The sequence below is a fragment of the Hydrogenophaga sp. genome (genome assembly GCF_019264445.1).
GTDB lineage: Bacteria > Pseudomonadota > Gammaproteobacteria > Burkholderiales > Burkholderiaceae_C > Hydrogenophaga.
Window position 1 is genome coordinate 97517 of record NZ_JAHVAB010000058.1, and the last position, 20714, is coordinate 118230.

General features: G+C 64.3%; 14 protein-coding genes. 8 read left to right on the forward strand and 6 right to left on the reverse strand.

Translation table 11 applies throughout. The annotated features are described in order from the left end of the window. The first annotated feature begins 10 nt into the window (after positions 1 to 10). The 3 genes from carB (at position 11) to KXJ60_RS11435 (ending at position 4342) form a co-directional block, all read left to right on the forward strand. The gene (gene carB, locus KXJ60_RS11425) at positions 11 to 3268 is read left to right on the forward strand and encodes a carbamoyl-phosphate synthase large subunit (RefSeq protein WP_291127289.1); all 3258 of its coding nucleotides are present in this window, start codon (positions 11 to 13) and stop codon (positions 3266 to 3268) included. A 145-nt stretch (positions 3269 to 3413) separates the two neighbouring features. Then, entirely contained in the window at positions 3414 to 3890 is a 477-nt protein-coding gene (greA, locus tag KXJ60_RS11430) for a transcription elongation factor GreA (protein ID WP_291127292.1), read from the forward strand. Between the two features lie 5 nt (positions 3891 to 3895). Next, positions 3896 to 4342, forward strand: a complete 447-nt coding sequence (locus KXJ60_RS11435; protein ID WP_291127295.1) for a DUF4149 domain-containing protein — start codon at positions 3896 to 3898, stop codon at positions 4340 to 4342. A gap of 5 nt (positions 4343 to 4347) precedes the next feature. Here KXJ60_RS11435 and folD read toward each other — a convergent pair whose 3' ends face one another. The 3 genes from folD to KXJ60_RS11450 form a co-directional block, all read right to left on the reverse strand. Then, complete coding sequence (gene folD / locus KXJ60_RS11440) at positions 4348 to 5199, reverse strand: bifunctional methylenetetrahydrofolate dehydrogenase/methenyltetrahydrofolate cyclohydrolase FolD (RefSeq protein ID WP_291127297.1); 852 nt, start codon at positions 5197 to 5199, stop codon at positions 4348 to 4350. A gap of 87 nt (positions 5200 to 5286) precedes the next feature. Then, positions 5287 to 5913, reverse strand: coding sequence for a response regulator transcription factor (locus KXJ60_RS11445; protein WP_291127300.1), 627 nt, complete (start codon positions 5911 to 5913; stop codon positions 5287 to 5289). Further along, positions 5910 to 8465 (reverse strand): PAS domain-containing sensor histidine kinase, encoded by a 2556-nt coding sequence (locus KXJ60_RS11450; protein ID WP_291127303.1) that lies wholly within the window; start codon positions 8463 to 8465, stop codon positions 5910 to 5912. Before KXJ60_RS11450 ends, KXJ60_RS11445 begins: the two co-directional genes overlap by 4 nt. A 211-nt stretch (positions 8466 to 8676) precedes the next feature. Between KXJ60_RS11450 and aceE the strand changes: the two genes are divergently transcribed. The 3 genes from aceE to lpdA are packed head-to-tail and all read left to right on the forward strand — an operon-like array spanning position 8677 to position 14910. Continuing rightward, positions 8677 to 11388 (forward strand): pyruvate dehydrogenase (acetyl-transferring), homodimeric type, encoded by a 2712-nt coding sequence (gene aceE, locus KXJ60_RS11455; protein WP_291127305.1) that lies wholly within the window; start codon positions 8677 to 8679, stop codon positions 11386 to 11388. A gap of 15 nt (positions 11389 to 11403) precedes the next feature. Next, positions 11404 to 13065, forward strand: a complete 1662-nt coding sequence (gene aceF / locus KXJ60_RS11460; RefSeq protein ID WP_291127307.1) for a dihydrolipoyllysine-residue acetyltransferase — start codon at positions 11404 to 11406, stop codon at positions 13063 to 13065. Between the two features lie 9 nt (positions 13066 to 13074). Further along, positions 13075 to 14910, forward strand: coding sequence for a dihydrolipoyl dehydrogenase (gene lpdA, locus KXJ60_RS11465; RefSeq protein WP_291127310.1), 1836 nt, complete (start codon positions 13075 to 13077; stop codon positions 14908 to 14910). A gap of 66 nt (positions 14911 to 14976) precedes the next feature. Here the strand turns inward: lpdA and KXJ60_RS11470 are convergent, their stop codons facing one another. Beyond that, on the reverse strand, positions 14977 to 16326 hold the full coding sequence (locus tag KXJ60_RS11470) for a hypothetical protein (protein ID WP_291127313.1): 1350 nt from the start codon (positions 16324 to 16326) through the stop codon (positions 14977 to 14979). A gap of 96 nt (positions 16327 to 16422) precedes the next feature. Here KXJ60_RS11470 and KXJ60_RS11475 point away from each other — a divergent pair, with 96 nt between their 5' ends. Together KXJ60_RS11475 and KXJ60_RS11480 are read left to right on the forward strand one after the other, a co-directional pair. Further along, positions 16423 to 17370, forward strand: coding sequence for a LysR family transcriptional regulator (locus KXJ60_RS11475; RefSeq protein ID WP_291127316.1), 948 nt, complete (start codon positions 16423 to 16425; stop codon positions 17368 to 17370). After that, the gene (locus KXJ60_RS11480; RefSeq protein ID WP_291127319.1) at positions 17367 to 18338 is read left to right on the forward strand and encodes a tripartite tricarboxylate transporter substrate binding protein; all 972 of its coding nucleotides are present in this window, start codon (positions 17367 to 17369) and stop codon (positions 18336 to 18338) included. Before KXJ60_RS11475 ends, KXJ60_RS11480 begins: the two co-directional genes overlap by 4 nt. Before the next feature lie 56 nt (positions 18339 to 18394). Here KXJ60_RS11480 and KXJ60_RS11485 read toward each other — a convergent pair whose 3' ends face one another. Both KXJ60_RS11485 and KXJ60_RS11490 read right to left on the reverse strand, forming a co-directional pair. Further along, positions 18395 to 18946, reverse strand: a complete 552-nt coding sequence (locus KXJ60_RS11485; protein WP_291127323.1) for a C40 family peptidase — start codon at positions 18944 to 18946, stop codon at positions 18395 to 18397. Positions 18947 to 19021: 75 nt separating this feature from the next. Beyond that, on the reverse strand, positions 19022 to 20683 hold the full coding sequence (locus KXJ60_RS11490; RefSeq protein WP_291127326.1) for a 4-hydroxyphenylacetate 3-hydroxylase N-terminal domain-containing protein: 1662 nt from the start codon (positions 20681 to 20683) through the stop codon (positions 19022 to 19024). Positions 20684 to 20714 lie beyond the last annotated feature (31 nt).

Sequence of the window (20714 nt, forward strand, 5' to 3'; positions counted from 1 at the left end):
CCAGCGAACCATGCCCAAAAGAACCGACATACAAACCGTCCTCATCATTGGCGCTGGCCCGATCATCATCGGCCAGGCCTGTGAGTTCGACTACTCCGGCGTGCAGGCCTGCAAGGCCTTGCGCGAAGAGGGTTACAAGGTGGTGCTGATCAACAGCAACCCCGCCACGATCATGACCGACCCGGCCACGGCCGACGTCACCTACATCGAGCCCATCACCTGGCAGACGGTCGAGAAGATCATCGCCAAGGAGCGTCCGCTGGCCCAGGGTGGATTTGCCATCCTCCCCACCATGGGCGGGCAGACGGCGCTCAATTGCGCGCTTGACCTCTGGCGCAATGGCGTGCTTGCCAAGTACGACGTGGAGCTGATTGGTGCCACGCCTGAAGCCATCGACAAAGCCGAGGACCGGCTGAAGTTCAAGGACGCCATGACCAAAATCGGTCTGGGGTCCGCGCGCTCGGGCATTGCGCACAGCATGGAAGAGGCTTGGGCAGTGCAGAAAACGGTGGGCTTCCCGGTGGTGATCCGACCCAGCTTCACGCTGGGCGGTACCGGTGGAGGCATTGCCTACAACCCCGAAGAGTTCGAGACCATCTGCAAGCGCGGCCTGGAAGCCTCGCCCACCAACGAGCTGCTGATTGAAGAGTCGCTGCTCGGCTGGAAAGAGTACGAAATGGAAGTGGTCCGCGACAAGGCGGACAACTGCATCATCGTCTGCTCGATCGAAAACCTGGATCCCATGGGCGTGCACACCGGCGACTCGATCACCGTGGCACCCGCGCAGACGCTGACCGACAAGGAATACCAGATCCTGCGCAACGCCAGCCTGGCGGTACTGCGCGAGATCGGTGTCGACACCGGCGGCTCCAACGTGCAGTTCTCGATCAACCCCAAGGACGGCCGCATGGTCGTCATCGAGATGAACCCGCGTGTGTCGCGTTCATCCGCGCTGGCCTCCAAGGCCACAGGTTTCCCCATCGCAAAGGTCGCAGCCAAGCTGGCCGTGGGCTACACGCTCGACGAATTGCGCAACGAGATCACGGGTGGCGCCACCCCCGCGTCTTTCGAGCCCTCGATTGACTACGTCGTCACCAAGATTCCGCGTTTTGCATTCGAGAAGTTCCCCACCGCCGACAGCCGCCTGACCACGCAGATGAAGAGCGTGGGCGAGGTCATGGCCATGGGCCGCACGTTCCAGGAATCGTTCCAGAAAGCCCTGCGCGGCCTGGAGGTGGGCGTGGACGGCATGAACGAAAAAACCCAGGACCGCGAGACGCTGGAGCGTGAGCTGGGCGAGCCCGGCCCCGACCGCATCTGGTACGTGGGTGACGCGTTTGCTGCAGGCTGGACGCTCGAAGAGGTGCACCAGTTCACCAAGATCGATCCCTGGTTCCTGGTGCAGATCGAGGAGATCGTGAAGATTGAGCTTGCGCTGGAGAAAACGAGTCTGGCCGCGATCGATGCCGACACCCTGCGTGGCCTGAAGAAGAAGGGCTTCTCGGATCGCCGTCTGGCCAAACTGCTCAAGACGAACGACCAGGCTGTGCGCGAGCGCCGCATTGCCGAGAACATCCGCCCGGTCTACAAGCGTGTAGACACCTGCGCTGCGGAGTTTGCGACCGACACGGCCTATCTGTACTCCACCTACGAAGGCCACGGTGACGGCGAGTGCGAAGCTGAGCCGACGAACAAGAAAAAGATCATGGTGCTGGGCGGTGGTCCCAACCGTATCGGGCAGGGCATCGAGTTCGACTACTGCTGCGTGCACGCGGCACTCGCCATGCGCGAGGACGGTTACGAGACCATCATGGTCAACTGCAACCCCGAAACCGTGTCGACCGACTACGACACCAGCGACCGCCTGTACTTCGAGCCCCTCACCCTCGAAGACGTGCTGGAAATCGTGGACAAGGAAAAGCCCGTGGGCGTGATCGTGCAGTACGGCGGTCAGACGCCGCTGAAGCTCGCACTGGGGCTCGAGGCCGCGGGTGTGCCCATCATTGGCACCAGCCCCGACATGATCGACGCCGCTGAAGACCGCGAGCGTTTCCAGAAGCTGCTGCACACGCTGGGACTGCGTCAGCCGCCCAACGCCACGGCACGTGCAGAGCCAGAGGCACTGGAAAAGGCGGCGGCATTGGGCTACCCGCTGGTCGTGCGCCCGAGCTATGTGCTGGGTGGTCGTGCCATGGAAATCGTGCACGAGCAGCGTGACCTCGAGCGGTACATGCGCGAGGCGGTGAAGGTGAGCAACGACTCGCCCGTGTTGCTTGATCGATTCCTCAATGACGCGATCGAATGCGACGTGGACGCGGTGCGCGACCACACCGGTCGTGTGTTCATCGGCGGTGTGATGGAGCACATCGAACAGGCGGGCGTGCACAGCGGCGACTCCGCCTGCTCGCTGCCCCCTTACTACCTGAGCAAGGCCACGGTGGACGAGCTCAAGCGCCAGACCGCCGCCATGGCCGAGGGCTTGAACGTGGTGGGCTTGATGAACGTCCAGTTCGCCATCCAGGAGGTGGAGGAGAACGGCGTCAAGCGGGATGTGATCTTCGTGCTGGAGGTGAACCCGCGCGCCTCGCGCACGGTGCCCTTCGTCTCCAAAGCCACCGGCATTCAGCTGGCCAAAGTGGCGGCCCGCTGCATGGCCGGGCAGTCTCTCGACGCGCAAGGCATTGGCGCCGAAGTGACTCCGCCTTACTTCAGTGTCAAGGAAGCGGTGTTTCCCTTCGTGAAGTTCCCCGGTGTCGACACCATCCTGGGCCCGGAGATGAAGTCCACGGGTGAAGTGATGGGTGTGGGCAAGACGTTTGGCGAAGCCTTTGTCAAGAGCCAGATCGGCGCTGGGACCCGCTTGCCTACTTCGGGCAAGGTGTTCCTGACGGTGAAGAATGGCGACAAACCCCGTGCTGTGGATGTCGCACGCCAGCTTGTCGACATGGGCTTTGAGCTGGTGGCGACGCGGGGCACCGCAGCGGCCATCAGCGCAGCGGGCGTTGCCGTGCAAACGGTGAACAAGGTCACGGAAGGTCGTCCGCACATCGTCGATGCGATCAAGAACGGCGACATCGTGCTGGTGATCAACACGGTGGAAGAGCGCCGCAATGCCATCGCCGATTCGCGTGCGATCCGCACCTCGGCCTTGCTGGCCCGGGTCACCACGTTCACGACCATTGCGGGTGCTGAGGCTGCGGTCGAGGGGATGAAGTATCTGGACAGCCTGGGCGTGATCTCGGTGCAAGAGATGCACGCGCAGCTGTGATCACCTGAGCGCGCTGCCCGGCTTGAGCCATCTGGCCGGGTCGGGGCATAATGTTCGCAGTACACCGCCGACCGGCAACGCTCGGCGGTTTCCTTTTTTATTGACGCGGGACGCACGTCGTCCGCGCGGGCTCAGGAGCATTCACATGGCCACTCTCCCCATCACCAAACGCGGCGCCGAAAAGCTCAAGGAGGAGCTTCATCGTCTCAAGACGGTGGACCGCCCATGGGTGATCAACGCCATCGCCGAGGCTCGTGCCCAGGGTGACCTGAGCGAGAACGCGGAGTACGACGCGGCGAAGGACCGCCAGGGTTTCATCGAAGGTCGCATCGCTGAGATCGAGGGCAAGCTTTCAGCCGCCCAGATCATTGACCCAACCTCTGTTGATGCCGGCGGGAAGGTGGTGTTCGGCGCAACAGTCGAACTGGAAGACGAGGACAGTGGTGCCGCCGTCACCTACCAGATCGTTGGCGAGGATGAGGCCGATCTGAAGCTGGGCTTGGTCAACATCAGCAGCCCCATTGCACGTGCGCTGATTGGCAAGGAAGAGGGCGATGTCGCAGAAGTGCAGGCGCCGGGCGGTATCAAGCGCTTCGAAATTGTGGCCGTGCGCTACGCGTGACGCCGATGCGCTCGCACAGGCTGGGTATCCTGGTCGCCGCGCTGTGGTGGGGCGGCATCACCGGTTTGAGTTTTCTGGCGGTGCCTGTCCTGTTTGCGCAGCTGGGCAGCCCGGCTGTTGCAGGTCCCGTGGCGGCGAAGCTGTTCTCTTTGCAGTGCTATGCAGGTCTCGTGCTCGGCGTCTTGCTGCTGATGGTTTTGCGTCGCGGCAATGAGCAAGGTGGTCGTCCCGACGGCCCGACCCTGACCACGCTGGGCATCGTGCTCTTTGCCATGTTGCTGGCGCTCATGCAGGAGTTTGGTGTTGCGCCGCACATCGTGAGCGCGCGCGCCAGCGGCGGCAGCTTGCGCCTGTGGCACGGTATGGGCACAGCGATGGTGTTCGGCCAGTGGCTGTGCGCTGGTGTGGTGCTCTGGCGGCTCAGCCGCGCAGCCGCGTCGACACCCGCCTGAACGCCTCAGCTGAGTTGGCTCTCGGCCGACTCCAGCGTGTTGACCATCAGCATCGTGATGGTCATCGGACCCACACCGCCCGGCACCGGGGTGATCCAGCTCGCCACCGCTTTCACACCGTCGAAGTCCACATCACCGCACAGCTTGCCTTCTTCGTTGCGGTTCATGCCCACATCGAGGACGACGGCTCCCGGCTTCACCATGTCGGCCGTGACCACGTTGCGCTTGCCCACTGCGGCGACGATCACGTCTGCCTGGAGCGTCAGGGCCTTGAGGTCTTGCGTTGCGCTGTGGCAGATGGTGACTGTGGCGTTCTGTTGCAGCAGCATCAGCGCCATGGGTTTGCCCACAATGTTGCTGCGCCCGATCACCACAGCGTGCTTGCCCTTGAGGTCGTAGCCAATGCTCTCCAGCATCTTCATGCATCCATAGGGTGTGCAAGGCCAGAAGCCGGGCATGCCGGTCATCAGGGCGCCCGCGCTGGCCATGTGGAAGCCATCCACGTCTTTCGACGGCGCGATCGCTTCGATCACCTTCTGCGCGTTGATGTGAGCGGGCAAGGGCAACTGCACCAGGATGCCGTGAATGGAGGCATCGCTGTTGAGGGCTGCCACCCGCGCCAGCAGTTCGGCTTCGCTCAGGCTGGCGGGCCAGCGCTCAAGCAATGAGTGCATGCCGGTGTCTTCGCAAGCCTTCACCTTGTTTCGCACGTACACCTGCGACGCGGGGTTGTCACCCACCAGGATCACCGCCAGGCCGGGTGTGATCCCCTTGGCTTTCAGCGCGGTCACGCGTGCGCTGACGTCGGCACGCAGTTGGCGGGAGAGGGCATTGCCGTCGATGAGTTGGGCGGTCATGTTGCGTATGGGTGTGCGGTTGAAATGCAAACGCCCGCCGAGGTTGCGGCGGGCGTCAGGGGATGCGGTGGTCCGGGTGCGTGCCGTTCAGGCCTTGGCTGGCGTTTGCCCCAACGCGATCTTGAGGAGATCTGCCACGGTGTTGGCACCCAGCTTTTCCATGATGTTCGCGCGGTGGGCCTCGACGGTCTTGATGCTAATGCCCAGGTCGTCGGCGATCTGTTTGTTGAGACGGCCAGCGACGATGCGTTCGAGCACCTGGGCTTCCCGGCTGGTGAGTTTGGAGAGAAGGGCATCTCGGCTGATGGCCTGTTGATGCGTGGCAAACGCTTCACGCGCGTGCTCCAGCATGCGCTCCACCAGCGCCACCAACTGGTCTTCCTTGAAGGGCTTCTGGATGAAATCCAGTGCGCCCTTCTTCATTGACTCCACCGCCATGGGCACGTCGCCATGACCCGTGATGAAAACGATGGGCAGAGGCGATTGCCGTTCAATCAGGCGGTCCTGAAGCTCCATGCCCGTCATGCCGCCCATGCGGATATCGGCGATGAGACAGGCCACTTCGCGCGCGTCATAGCGGCTCAGAAACGCTTCTGCCGATTCGAAGCAACGGACGCGGAAATCCTTGCCTTCGAGCAGCCATTGCAGTGAGTCGCGAACCGCCTCGTCGTCGTCGACCACGTAGACGCTGCCTTTTTTGGGGATCAAACTCATCTCGCTCTTTCAGTGTCCGTCAGCGGCTCTGTGGCGGGCCCAGCCGCGGCGCTGTGGTTCTGCAGCCGCGAGATCACGGGGATCCAGAAGCTGAAGCAGCAGCCCACCACCTCCGCGCCATTGTAGATGTTCTGAACTTGCATCCGGCCATGGTGCGACTCGACGATGCTGCGGCAAAGCTTCAGGCCAATGCCCATGCCTTCGCTCTTGGTGCTGTAGAAGGCTTCATAGATGCGCTCGATCATTTCATCGGGAACACCGTTGCCGGAATCTCGCACCGAGAACTCCACCACGTCGACACCGTCCTGGTGGCGAGGGCCGACGCGAAGCTCTACATACCGCTCGCCTGGCGCGCGCGCAGCCTGTGCGATGGCCTCGCCAGCGTTCTTGAGCAGGTTGATCAGCACCTGCTCGATCAGGATCGGATCCACCATGAGCTGCGGCAAGCGCGCTGCCACATAAGGCGAGAGCCGAACCTGGTGGCGGCGCAGTTCGATGTCCGCCAGTTCAATGGCATTGCTCACCATTTGCGCCACATCGGAAACCGTGGGATTGGGTTCGCTGCGTTTCACAAACGCACGGATGCGCTGAATGATCTGGCCCGCGCGCTGAGCCTGCCGCGAGGTTTTCTCCAGTGCGCCCAGCAGCTCATCGGTGCTGATGCGCTGCTCGTTCACACGCGAGATCATGCCGTTGCAATAGTTGGTGATGGCGGTCAACGGCTGGTTGAGTTCGTGGGCCACGCTGGATGCCATTTCACCCATCGTGATCAGCCGGCTGGCTGTCTGTGCGCGTTCGGCCTGGCGCGAGGCCTGTTCCTCTGCATAGCGCCGCGGTGTGATGTCACTGGCGATGACCATCTGCGCCAGACGGCCGTCGACCCAGGTGAGGTAACGGGTTCGCACTTCCAGCCAACGGTCGAGTTCCTCGACAAACACCTCGGCGTTTTCCGCGCCGGCGTCGGTGAGTGTCTCGGTGGGCATGCCGGCGAATGCATCGACCGCATCGCCGTCGTCGGGGCTGGGGGAGGGCTGGTTTCCCGCGAGGTCCACCAGATGGCGGTGCCCCTGGCCGCGCGTGCCGAACCACAAGCGGTACATCTTGTTGGCGAAGAGCATTTCGTCGCTGCCCAAGGGTGCGACGGACACGGCCGAATCCAGCGATTCCAGCACGGTGGTGAAGCGTTCGTACGAGGCCGAGAGTTCCTCGCGGATGCGCTTGGGCTCGGTGATGTCCGTCATGGAGGTCATCCACCCAGTCTGATGCCCCTTGGGATCAATCAGCGGCGAGACGTACATGCGCGCATCGAAGATGCTGCCGTCTCGTCGTTTGACATGCACTTCGAATCCGCCCGGCGTCGAGCGTCCGCGCAGCTCGTCTTCCAGGCGCGCTGCGAGCTGCTCGTGCTCTTCTTCGGGCCAGTAGGGAAACGGGGCCGTGCGCCCCACCAGTTCGCCTTCCGTCCACCCCGTCATCGAGCAAAAAGCTGGGTTGACGTAGGTGATGCGGCCCTGCATGTCCAGGGCGCGCATGCCCGTGAGCATGGAGTTCTCCATCGCACGACGGAAGTTGGTCTCGGCCACGAGCGCTTGCTGTGCCTGCACACGCCTGCGCGTGTGGCGCCAGGTGCCCAGCAGCATCCACACCGTGAGCGCCGAGAGTGCGCCAATCACCCAGAAGAATCCGCTGCCCACGATGTCTTGAGACGTGCGGTAGCCCTGCGCCTTCAAGATCAGTCCATTGCCCACTGGCGACACGGGCACTTCGTGTTCGAGCGGCGGGTTGGACCACGGCAGCAGGCGCAGCACGGTGGTGGGGGTTTGCAAGCTGCCGGCGAGCACACGGTTGCGGTCGTCCACCAGGGCGACGGCGTAGCGGGCCATGATCTCGGGTGGAATGCCGAACCGCATGAGCCCGTCGACGGAGTACTCGCCCATGATCGTGCCCGCAAAGCGGCCTTGCTCGCTCAGTGGCACATGCAGCATCAACGTGGCGTTGCGGGCGTCTTCACCCAGGGGGCGCGAATAGATCGGCTGGCGCAGATCGCGAGCGAGGTCGAAGGTGCCATCGGTTTCGCCGGGAGAGAGCACGCTGCCCACCGGGCGCACCAGGGCGGAGGGGGCGCTTGGCGAGGCGTAGCTGGCCAGCACATTGCGGCGTCCGTCCACCCAGCTGATGGCCAGCAGCTCGGGAAACTGGCTCACCAGCGACTCGACCTGGAATTCGAATTCGTCGTTCTCAATTTCCTTGTTGCCCACTTCGCGCGCCAGACGCATGAGCTGCTCCTGGCGTTCCAGCAGTCGCAGTCGCAAGCGTTGCTGCGCGTACTCGACGTCGCGCGTGACGGCTTCCTGTTCGCGCTCGAGTTCCTCGTAACGGAGGTAGGTGATGGCGACGGCAATGGCCGACAGAAACAGCAGCACCGCCAGCAAGGGGCCGAGCGTGGCAAAGCGGTCCTGCCTCGATGGCGGCAGGCGCCGCCACCATCGCTTCCACCAGGCGACCGGTACGGTCGGGCTGTTCTGGGGGGGCGTGGAGGGCAGCGAAATCATGGACCCGTGAGTCTACGTGAGCCTGTGGTTAGCGGGGGCGGTTGCCTCGCGCGCTGCGGTGGGATGCACCGATGTGGCCATCGCTCGAAACCTTGATATTTCATTATGCAAAAAACAAAAGCATATGTTGAAAATGAAAAGCTTTTGTGGAAAAATCAGTGACAGTGCGGATAGAGGTCCGTAAGCTCAATTCAAACCAACAGGAGACAACATGTCAGCGAATGACGCTCTCAACGGCCGTGGCAAGACGGACGCAGATTCCAACGAGACCCGTGAGTGGATGGAGGCGCTGGCCGCCGTGATCGAGCGCGAGGGGCCCGAGCGGGCGCATTTCCTGCTCGAGCAGCTGCTTGAAGAGGCCCGCCAGCACAGCATTGATCTGCCGTTCTCGGCCACCACCGGTTACGTCAACACGATCGAGCCGGACCAGGAAGAGCGCTGCCCCGGCAACATCGAAATTGAAGAGCGTCTGCGCGCCTACATGCGTTGGAACGCCATGGCGATGGTGGTCAAGGCCAACCGACACAACCCCGAAGACGGCGGAGACCTCGGTGGGCACATCGGTTCTTTTGCGTCGCTCGCCCACATGTTTGGCGCGGGTTTCAACCATTTCTGGCACGCCGAGAGCGAAAACCACGGTGGCGACTGCCTGTACATCCAGGGCCACGTGTCGCCCGGCGTCTACGCCCGCGCGTACCTCGAGGGCCGCCTGACCGAGGAGCAGCTGCTCAACTTCCGTCAGGAAGTCAACGGCAAGGGTCTCTCCAGCTACCCGCACCCGAAGCTGATGCCCGAGTTCTGGCAGTTCCCTACGGTGTCGATGGGCCTGGGCCCGCTGATGGCGATCTACCAGGCGCGCTTCCTGAAGTACCTGCACGCCCGCGGCATTGCCAACACCGAGAACCGCAAGGTCTGGGTGTTCTGTGGCGACGGTGAAATGGACGAGGTGGAGTCGCTGGGCGCCATCAGCCTGGCCGCACGCGAGAACCTCGACAACCTCATCTTCGTGGTGAACTGCAACCTGCAGCGCCTGGACGGTCCGGTGCGCGGCAACGGCAAGATCATTCAGGAGCTCGAAGGTGAGTTCCGTGGTTCGGGCTGGAACGTGATCAAGCTGCTGTGGGGCAGCGAGTGGGACAACCTGCTCGCGCGCGACAAGGACGGTGCGCTGCGCAAGATCATGATGGACACGGTGGATGGCGACTACCAGGCTTTCAAGGCCAATGACGGTGCCTACGTGCGCAAGCATTTCTTTGGACGCGACCCGAAGACGCTTGAGATGGTCGCTCACCTGAGCGACAACGACATCTGGAACCTCAAGCGTGGCGGCCATGACCCGCAGAAGGTCTACGCGGCGTACCACAAGGCGGTGAACCACAAGGGCCAGCCCACTGTGCTGCTGATCAAGACCGTCAAGGGTTTTGGCATGGGCAAGTCGGGCGAAGGCAAGAACACGGTCCACCAGACCAAGAAGCTGACCGACGAAGACATCAAAATCTTCCGTGATCGCTTCAACCTGCCCATTCCGGACAGCGAACTCTCCAAGATCCCGTTCTACAAGCCGGCAGACGACACGCCGGAAATGAAGTACCTGCACGAGCGCCGCCAAGCCCTCGGCGGCTACCTGCCCAAGCGCCGTGTGAAGGCCGACGAAAGTTTCACCGTGCCTTCGCTTGAAACGTTCAAGGCGGTGCTCGAGCCCACGGCCGAAGGCCGCGAGATTTCGACCACGCAGGCTTATGTGCGCTTCCTGACGCAGCTGCTGCGCGACCAGGCTTTGGGCCCGCGCATCGTGCCGATCCTGGTGGACGAAGCCCGCACGTTCGGCATGGAAGGCCTGTTCCGCCAGATCGGCATCTACAACCCGGCAGGTCAGCAGTACACCCCGGTCGATAAAGACCAGGTGATGTACTACAAGGAAGACAAGGCGGGTCAGATCCTGCAGGAAGGCATCAACGAGGCCGGTGGCATGAGCAGCTGGATCGCGGCGGCCACCAGCTACAGCACCAGCAACCGCATCATGGTGCCGTTCTATGTGTACTACTCGATGTTCGGCTTCCAGCGCATTGGCGATCTGGCTTGGGCGGCGGGCGACATGCAGGCGCGCGGCTTCCTGCTCGGCGGCACCTCGGGGCGCACCACGCTCAACGGGGAAGGCCTGCAGCACGAAGACGGCCACAGCCACATCCTGGCCGGCACGATTCCGAACTGCATCAGCTACGACCCGACCTTCGCGCACGAGGTGGCGGTGATCCTGCACCACGGCTTGAAACGCATGGTCGAGAAGCAGGACAACGTCTTTTATTACCTCACGCTGCTGAACGAAAACTACGCCATGCCTGGCCTGCAACCCGGCACCGAAGAGCAGATCATCAAGGGCATGTACTACTGCAAGCAGGCTCCGGCGCTGAAGAAAACGGCACCGACAGTGCAACTGCTGGGCAGCGGCACCATCCTGCGCGAAAGCATCGCGGCGCAGGAGCTGCTGGAGAAAGACTGGGGCGTGAGCGCCGGCGTGTGGAGCTGCCCAAGCTTCAACGAGCTGACCCGCGATGGCCAGGACGCGGAGCGCTGGAACCTGTTGCACCCGACCGAGACGCCCCGTGTGCCGTTCGTGTCGCAGCAACTCAGCGCCACCACCGGCCCCGTGATCGCCTCCACCGACTACATGAAGAATTACGCGGAGCAAATCCGTCCGTTCATTCCAAAAGACCGCACCTACAAGGTGCTGGGCACCGACGGCTTTGGCCGCAGCGATTTCCGCAGCAAGCTGCGCGAGCACTTCGAAATCAACCGCCACTACATCGTGGTGGCCGCACTCAAGGCGCTGAGCGAAGAGGGCAAGTTGCCGACGGCCAAGGTGGCCGAGGCGATCAAGAAGTACGGCATCAACGCCGACAAAGTGAACCCGCTGTACGCGTAATCCGGAGACAACAACATGGCAATGGTTGAAGTGAAGGTCCCGGACATCGGCGACTTTGATGAGGTGGCGGTCATTGAGCTGCTGGTGAAGGTGGGTGACACCGTCAAGGCGGAGCAGTCGCTGATCACGGTCGAGTCCGACAAGGCCTCGATGGAGATTCCTTCGAGCACCGCAGGTGTGATCAAGGAACTCAAGGTTTCTTTGGGCGACAAGGTAAAGGAAGGCTCTGTGGTGCTGGTGCTGGAGGCAGCGGGTGACGCTGCTGCCGCTCCCGCTGCGGCGGCACCGGCGCCCGCCGCCGCAGCCCCGGCCCAAGCAGCCCCGGTTGCCGCACCGGCTGCAGCGCCCGCTGCTGCCGCGGGCCCTGTGGAAGTGCGTGTGCCCGATATCGGTGACTTCAAGGACGTCGCCGTGATCGAGGTTCTGGTCAAGCCCGGCGACAAGATCGCGGTGGAGCAAAGCCTGATCACGGTCGAGTCGGACAAGGCTTCGATGGAGATCCCGTCGGCGGCGGCTGGTGTGCTCAAGGAGCTCAAGGTCAAGGTGGGCGACACCGTGAACATCGGGGACCTGCTGGCGATTCTGGAAGGTGTGGCGTCGGCCGCTCCTGCGGCAGCGCCCCCTGCGTCTTCTCCTGCGCCAGTGGCGGCTGCCGCTGCGCCGCAGGCCGCCGCGGCGCCAGTGCCTGCGGCACCGGCAACTGCACCAGCTGCCCACAACCCCACGGGCACCTCCGCCGTGGGCCTGCCGCATGCATCTCCCTCGGTGCGCAAGTTCGCCCGCGAACTCGGTGTGCCGCTGGACGAGGTCAAGGGCAGCGGGCCCAAGGGGCGCATCCTGCTGGACGACGTGCAGGGTTTCACCAAAGCCGTGATGGCCGGCGCGACGCAGACCAAGGCGCAGGTGGCCAAGGCGCCAGCCGGTGGCGGCGGCGACGGTGCTGGCCTTGGCCTGATCCCGTGGCCGAAGGTGGACTTCGCCAAGTTCGGCCCGATCGAGCGCAAGGAGATGAGCCGCATCAAGAAGATCAGCGGCGCCAACCTGCTGCGCAATGCCGTGATGATTCCGGCGGTCACCAACCACGACGACGCCGACATCACCGACCTCGAAGCCTTCCGCGTCTCCACCAACAAGGAAAACGAGAAGAGCGGCGTCAAGGTGACGATGCTGGCTTTCCTGATCAAGGCCTGCGTGGCCGCGCTCAAGAAATTCCCCGAGTTCAACAGCTCCATCGACGGCGATGCACTGATCTACAAGCAGTTCTGGCACATCGGCTTTGCGGCGGACACGCCCAACGGTTTGATGGTTCCGGTCATCAAGGACGCTGACAAAAAGGGCGTTCTGCAGATCAGCCAGGAAATGGGTGAGCTCGCCAAGAAGGCGCGAGAGGGCAAGCTCAGTCCGGCCGAAATGAGCGGTGCAACGTTCACCATCTCCAGCCTGGGTGGCATTGGTGGGCGTTACTTCACGCCCATCATCAATGCGCCTGAGGTGGCGATTCTGGGTGTGTGCAAGAGCACCATGGAGCCGGTGTGGGATGGCAAGGCGTTCCAGCCGCGCCTGATGCTGCCGTTGTCGCTGACCTGGGACCACCGCGTGATCGACGGCGCTGCCGCCGCGCGGTTCAACGTGTACCTCGGCCAGATCCTCAGCGACTTCCGTCGCGTGCTGCTCTAAGGAACGACGATGGCACTGATCGACATCCAGGTTCCTGACATTGGCGACTTCGACGAAGTCTCGGTGATTGAATTGCTGGTCAAGCCCGGCGATACCGTCAAGGCAGAACAAAGCCTGATCACGGTCGAGTCCGACAAGGCCTCGATGGAAATCCCGTCCTCCGCGGCGGGCGTGGTCAAGGCGCTCAAGGTCCAGCTGGGCGACAAGGTCAAGCAGGGCAGTGTGGTGCTGACGCTGGAGTCTGCCGATGCGGCAGCCGCAGCGCCAGCGCCTACCGCAGCGCCTGCGGCTGCGGCCGCCGCACCTGTGGCGCCTGCCGCTGCCGCGCCCGCCCCCACAGCCGCCAGCTTCGGCGGCAGCGCCGACCTCGAGTGCGACGTGCTCGTGCTCGGTGGTGGCCCTGGTGGCTACAGCGCGGCCTTCCGCGCGGCCGACCTGGGGCTGAAGGTCGTGCTGGTCGAGCGCTACGCCACCCTTGGCGGCGTGTGTCTGAACGTGGGTTGCATCCCGTCCAAGGCGCTGCTGCACGTGGCCGCCGTCATGGACGAGGTCAGCCACATGGCCGACCTCGGGGTGGACTTCGGCGCGCCCAAGCTCGACATCGACAAGCTGCGCGGCCACAAGGAAAAGGTGATCGGCAAGCTCACCGGCGGCCTGGCGGCCATGGCCAAGATGCGCAAGGTGACCACCGTGCGCGGTGTCGGCAGCTTCGTGGGCGCCAACCACCTTGAGGTGGAAGAGACCACGGGCGCCACCGGCCAGGAGAAGACGGGCAAGAAGCAGGTGGTCGCCTTCAAGAAGGCCATCATCGCGGCCGGCAGTCAGGCGGTTCGCCTGCCGTTCATGCCCGACGATCCACGCGTCGTGGACAGCACGGGCGCGCTGGCGCTCAAGGAAGTGCCCAAGCGCATGCTCATCCTGGGCGGCGGCATCATTGGCCTGGAGATGGGCACGGTCTACAGCACGCTGGGCGCTCGCCTGGATGTGGTGGAAATGATGGACGGGCTCATGCAGGGTGCCGACCGTGACCTGGTGAAGATCTGGCAGAAGATGAACGCCAAGCGCTTTGACAACATCATGTTGAAGACCAAGACGGTGGGAGCGAAGGCCACGCCGGCGGGCATCGAAGTGACGTTTGCGCCTGCCGAAGAAGGCGGGACGGCGCCGGCACCGCAGGTCTATGACCTGGTGCTGCAGGCCGTGGGCCGCACGCCCAACGGCAAGAAGATCGGCGCGGAGAAAGCGGGTGTGGCGGTAAGCGAGCGCGGCTTCATCAACGTCGACATCCAGATGCGCACCAACGTGCCGCACATCTTTGCCATCGGCGACATCGTGGGCCAGCCCATGCTGGCGCACAAGGCGGTGCACGAGGCGCATGTGGCGGCGGAGGTGATCGCCGGCGAGCTGCAGGGCAACAAGGAGCTGGCCGCGGCCGCGTTCAATGCCCGCGTGATTCCGAGCGTGGCTTACACCGACCCCGAAGTGGCCTGGGTGGGTCTCACTGAAGACCAGGCCAAGGCGCAGGGCATCAAGGTGAAGAAGGGCTTGTTCCCCTGGACGGCATCGGGCCGCGCCATTGCGAACGGCCGCGACGAGGGCGTCACCAAGCTGCTGTTTGACGATTCACCCGAGGCCCACGGCCACGGCAAGATCCTGGGCGGTGGCATGGTCGGCACGCACGCGGGCGACATGATTGGTGAGATCGCGCTGGCCATCGAGATGGGCGCTGATGCGGTGGACATCGGCAAGACGATTCACCCGCACCCGACGCTGGGCGAGAGCATCGGCATGGCGGCCGAGATTGCGCACGGTTCGTGCACGGACGTGCCGCCGCAGCGCAAGTAAACCGCCTCTGTCTGCAAAAAAGCCGCCAGCCCTCGCGGGCTGGCGGCTTTTTTTCATGGGCGTCGGTCAGCGGGGCGCGACGCGGCTGGCCAACGGTGCGCTGCGGTAGTCGGGCAGCAGGCGGCAGGTGTTGCCATAGGCCGCCTCGTAGCCTTTGCACAGGCTGGCCACGCTTTGGGGCGTCGGCTTGTCTCCCTTGTCGATCCATTGCAGCAAAGCGGTGAACAGCGCCGGGTACTGCGGCTCGCTCAGGAAGCTGTGCTCGGACTCATCGCTGAAGGTCTGCACCAGCAAGGCGCCATTGCCCGCGCGCTCGACGGTCTCGCGGTACGCCGACTCGAGTTCGACGAAGGCGGTGGGATCGTTGATGGCGTGCAGCGAAAGCACGGGCATGTTGATGCGGCCTTCGGGGTCGCTGTCCTTGGCCAGTTCCGCCACAGCGACGGGGTCGGCCGTGTAGCGCAACACGCCGGCGTTCAAGGCCGCGTCATCGCTGGATCCCTGGTACCGGACGTTGGCGTTGTTGAACGGGTTGCGGTTGCCCAGGCGGAGCTGCGTCAGGTCGCGAAACAGCCAGGTCGCCCAGTTGAGGTGGCCGATCAGCGAGCGCTCGGGAATCTGGATGACGTTCACGATCGTGGCCAGGTTGGCCTTCTGCTGTTCGCTGCGCTGGGCGGCGGGTTTGCGCACGCCGGTGCACTCGTCCACACGGGCGGCCAGTTGGGCCCGCGTCAGACTGGCGTTCATCGGCAGGCCTTGCCAGAGCGGGTACTGCGGCTCGTCCGGCTTGGGGTGGTTTTTGCAGACGTACTGGTACACCACGCGCAAGTCGATCCGGAAATCGTACGCCCGTGTGCCGCCGCCCAGCACGCCGCTGGTGAGCAGCATGCCGTCGTAAGGGCCCTTCACCGGGCCATTGGGGCCCTCGACCGTGGCGTACATCTCGGCGCCTTTGGCCGCGACCGATGCGCCGTAGCTTTGACCGTGCAGGATGGTGCGGCGAGGAGGGCCGAAATGCTTGACGAAGATGCGCCGCACGCGCTCGGTGTCTTCAGCGGCCATGCTCACGCCGAAGCCGCCGCGCCGGTAGGTGGCCCCCGCCCACGCGTGGCCGGCCTTGACGGTGATGGCCCAGCGCTTGAGGTCTTCTTCACCGCGATCCAGCGTGGCGGGTCCCGTATCCGCGGGGCCGCCGTGGGCGTGCACCACCAGCACACCGGTCTGCGGTTTCCAGCCGGCCGGCACGGCGATCCAGTAGAACCCACCGAGGCCGTCTTCACCGACGTGGCATGTCGCGCCGGTCGGTACCTCGGTCGGACACGCATGGGGTTTCGGGTCGGTGGGCTGTGCATGGGCCAGGCCCATGTGACCGGTGAAGGCGGCGAGCGCCAGCCATGCGAGGGGGCGGATGTGCACGTTTGTCTCCTTGTGTGGGTGCGAAACACGGCACGATAGGCGGACCTCAACCTTGCGTCAAATATACTGAAACGCCATTTTCAATATCTGAAAGATATGGAGTTTCGCCACCTTCGCTATTTCCTCGCGGTTGCGCAAGCGGGTCACATGACGCGCGCGGCCGAGCGCCTGGGCATTCAGCAGCCACCGCTGAGCCTGCAGATCAAGGCGCTGGAGAAAGCGCTGGGCGTGACCTTGTTTCATCGGCATCCCAAAGGCGTGACCTTGTCCGATGCAGGCCGGGTGTTTGAAGTGGAGGCCCGGCGGCTGGTCGACGACATGGAGGCGATGCGCACGCGCATGGCGCGCGTGGCGCGCGGTGAAGAGGGCGAACTCAACGTCGGCTTCACGAGTTCGGCTGCGGCGCACGCATTCACACCCGAAACCCTGCGGGCCTGCCGGCGGGCGTGGCCAGGCATCGCGTTGTCGATCCGCGAAGACCACGCCGCAGGCATCACGGAAGCGGTGGAGGCCGGGCGGCTGCACTGCGGGCTGATTCGTGTGCCCGTGTCGCAGCCACCCAGCCTGACGTTTGAGGTGCTTCTGCGAGAGCCCGTGCTGGTTGCATTGCCTGGCGACCACGCGCTGGCGACCCGCCGCAGACCAAAGGCCCTGAAGTTGACGGAGCTGAAGGATGAGGGGTTTGTGCTGGTGCGCCAACCCGGCGCTCCAGGCCTCTACGCCAACCTCCTCGCGCTTTGTGAGACGCGCGGTTTTCGCCCGCGTGTGGTGGCCGAAGTGGAGCGCATGGTGTCCAGCCTGAATCTGGTGGCTGCAGGGGCGGGTGTGGCGGTGGTGCCGGCGTCCATGCGCGGCTTGCACGCGCACGCGGTGGCGTATCTGCCGCTGATCGATGGCGCGCCGCTGGATGCACCTTTGACCTTGGTCTACCGCACGCAAGACGCCAGCGGGCCCGTGTCCCATTTCCTCAAGATGGCACGCGACACGGCGCGCAGCTCGCAGCCGCAAACGCCCTCGCGCATCAGCGTGGATACCGCGTCATGACGTTTTCTCGCCGGCGCTGGCTGGCCGCGGCGCTGGCGCTGCCTGCCTTGTGTGACGCCGCCGCCCAGTCGCCGTGGCCCATGCCCGGGCTGCGCATCGTGGTGGTGTATCCACCCGGTGGTCTCAGTGACGGCGTGGCACGGGCGCTGGCGGATCGACTGACCACGACGCTGGGTGTGCCTGTGCGCGTGGAGCATCGTGCAGGTGGCGGCGGCAGCGTGGGCATGCAGGCATTGGCACGGTCGGCGCCCGATGGCCTCACGCTGGCTTTTTCGGCGGTCAGTCCGCTCACCTTGCGACCGCATCTGGGCACCGTCGGGTACGACCCGCTGCATGACATCGTCCCGGTGGCAAGCGTGATGCTCACGCCAGTGGTGATCGTGGGCACGCCAGCGTTTTCGGGGTCGCGGTTTGCCGATGTGCTGGCACAGGCGAGGGCGCGGCCGCACGCACTGCGGTGGGCCACCTCCGGGCTGGCCACCGCCGGACATCTGGTGCTGGAGCAGGTGCAGATGGGCAGCGGCATTCAGGTGACGCACATCCCCTACAAGGGTGGCGGGCAGCAGCTGACAGATGCACTGGGTGGCCAGTTCGAGCTCTTGTCGACGAATGTGGCGCTCGCACAGTTGCGCTACATGGAGTCAGGGCGTTTCAAGCCTTTGGCGGTGGGCGCGCCCGAGCGCCTAGCCGTGCTGCCGCAGGTCCCCACCTTTGCCGAACTGGGCCTGCCGCAGGCCAACATCACGTCGTTGTTCGGTCTGTTTGCCCCGGCGGGTACGCCAGCGGCGGTGCTCGACCGGTTGAACGGCGAAATCAACGCCGCCGTCCAGACGCCGGGCATTCAGGAGCGGCTGCTCGCGTCCGACAACTTGCCGGCCACGATGGACCGTGCCGCATTTGCGAGGCTCATTCGTGAAGAGTGGGTCAGCAACCGGCGACTCAGGGGCGCCGGCATCCGCATGGAGTAGTGGATCAGAGGCCGGGCGCTCGGCGAGGGCGGGCGGGGTTCCCGCCCTTGCGGGGGTCAGGGGTTGCCGTCTGCGGGCTGGACGCGCCGCGCGCCGTTGAAACGCTTGTTCCAGTAGGCCATGCGCATGTCTTCCATGCGCACTTGCGCGCCGCTGCGTGGCGAATGGATGAACTTGCCGTCACCCACGTAGATGCCCACATGGCTGAAGGCGCGGCGCATGGTGTTGAAGAACACCAGGTCACCCGGCTTGAGTTCGCTGCGGTCAATGGTCTGGGTGGCGGCGGCCTGCTCGTCGGACCGCCGGGGCAGGATCTTGCCGAGAGACTGTTCGTACACGGCGCGCACGAAACCACTGCAGTCGAAGCCCGTTTCCGCACTGTTGCCGCCATAGCGATAGGGCACGTCGAGGAAGGCCATGGCGTTGATCACCAGGCTGGAGGCTTGTTCGCTCACGGTGTCACGGGCGTGCTGCACCTGCTGGCCGATGCGGGCCATGAGACCTTTGTCGTTGAGCAGGGTGTCCATGTCTTCGTAAGCGCCATTGCCCGGCGCGGCATGCACCAGGGCAGAGCAACTCAACAGAAGGGCAGGGAGCCAGCGCGTCATCTGGGGGAGGTTATCGGCGCTGCTGCTGGAAGTCAAGCGAGAATGCGAAGACAACTCTTTGATTTACAACAACTTTCAGAGTGGCCTGCCGACGTCGAGCGGCCTTTTCGACGGAAGGGTGCCCGTGACCGACGGAAGATCGATCATCACGGGCTGTCCCGGCGTTGTGCATCCGGTGTCGCAGCACTTGCCGGGTTGCCGGTTCCGGGTGATGGCGCGTGCGGGATCGTGCGGCGCTGCGGTGGCGCTGCCGTCGGCTGCCACGCCGCGTTCCAGCAGGCGCTCCACCAGTTCCACCTTGTTGCCCACCGGGTAGTGGCGCCAGATTTCCTGCTTCATGGCCGCCGGAGACCCACCGCCGTGCAGGCTGATCACGCTGTACCAGCCCCCCTGGTAGCCCGCCGTCAGGTCTTCCAGAAAGCGCGCGGTCTGGATGCGCTGCTCGTAGGGCACATCCGGGTTGGCCCGCAGCACCTCCGAAAGCTGTGCGCCTGTGTGCGGGTTGTGGTCTTCATCCGGGCCCGGCAAGGTGACGATCAGGCCGCCGCTGACGTAGTGGGCGATGCGGTGCATGTCGTAGATTTGGGTGGCCAGCAGCAGCTTGCCGATGTTGGAGAACACCGGATCGGGCATGTAGGTGTGGCTGTGCTCGTCGGCCTTGCCGTAGACACTGGCGGCCACGCCGCACGCGTAGAAGCCCTCGGTGATGGTGATGAGCTCCACCATCTGCTCGCGCAGGTGGCTTTCCTTGCCAGGGTCAAAGCCATTGGCCTCGCACATCAAGGCCCCGGCGCCGATCAGCAGGTCGCCGAATCCCGCGCGCGCGCCGATGCAGGTGTGGCGGTGGTGGGTGGCGTAGCTGTACGTGAGGTGACCGGTGTGCTCCCATTCGCCGGCGTAGAACACGCGCTCCCATGGAACGAGCACGCGGTCGAAGATGCACACGCCTGTGCTTTGCCCGTACCGGCGGCTGAACAAGGCCTCGCCATGTTCCACCTTGTCGCCGGGCCGGCCGGCCGGGCGGGCCACGATGGTCAGGCCTGGCGCATCGACCGGGACCGCGCAGCACACGGCGAAGTCGGCGTCCTCACGGCCCATGTTGCGACAGGGCATGACCAGCAATTCATGGACGTAGGGCGCGCCGGTGACGATGGCCTTGGTGCCGCTGATGACGATGCCTTTGGCGTTGCGCTCCACCACATGAACGTAGCTGTCGACGTTGGCCTGCTCGTGCGGGCGGCGGCTGCGGTCGCCCTTGGCGTCGGTCATGGCGATGCCCAGCGTGAGGTCCTGGTCTTGCACGCGGTGCAGGTAGTTCAGGAAACGCGCGGTGTTTTCGGTGGTACCGCGAGCGTCATCGATGCGCGCCGAGACCTGGCCGATCGCGTTGAGCGCGTCGTGGGTGAGGTAGCGCTGGGCACAGCCGGTTTCCTGGCACACGAGGCGCACCGCCTCCAGCTTGTTCAGCAAATCACCGCTGCTGGTGTTGATGTGGGTCAGTCGGTTGACGGTGCGGCCGCTGGTGGATTGCACCGCCGTCATCAATGGCGCATACCGGGGTTGCAGTGCGAGGTCATAGGTGAGGGCGATGGCGTTGATGCCCGGCTGCAAGGCAGGGTCGTCGGCCACGCTGGTGACCACACGGCCATCGACGAACACGTGGGGTTTGAGTCTGCGCAAGGACTCCCGAAAGTCCTGGCCACTCATCATCATCGCGGCGCTGGCCGAACTGTTCATATGCTTGTCTCCTCTTCAGCAAATGGAATGG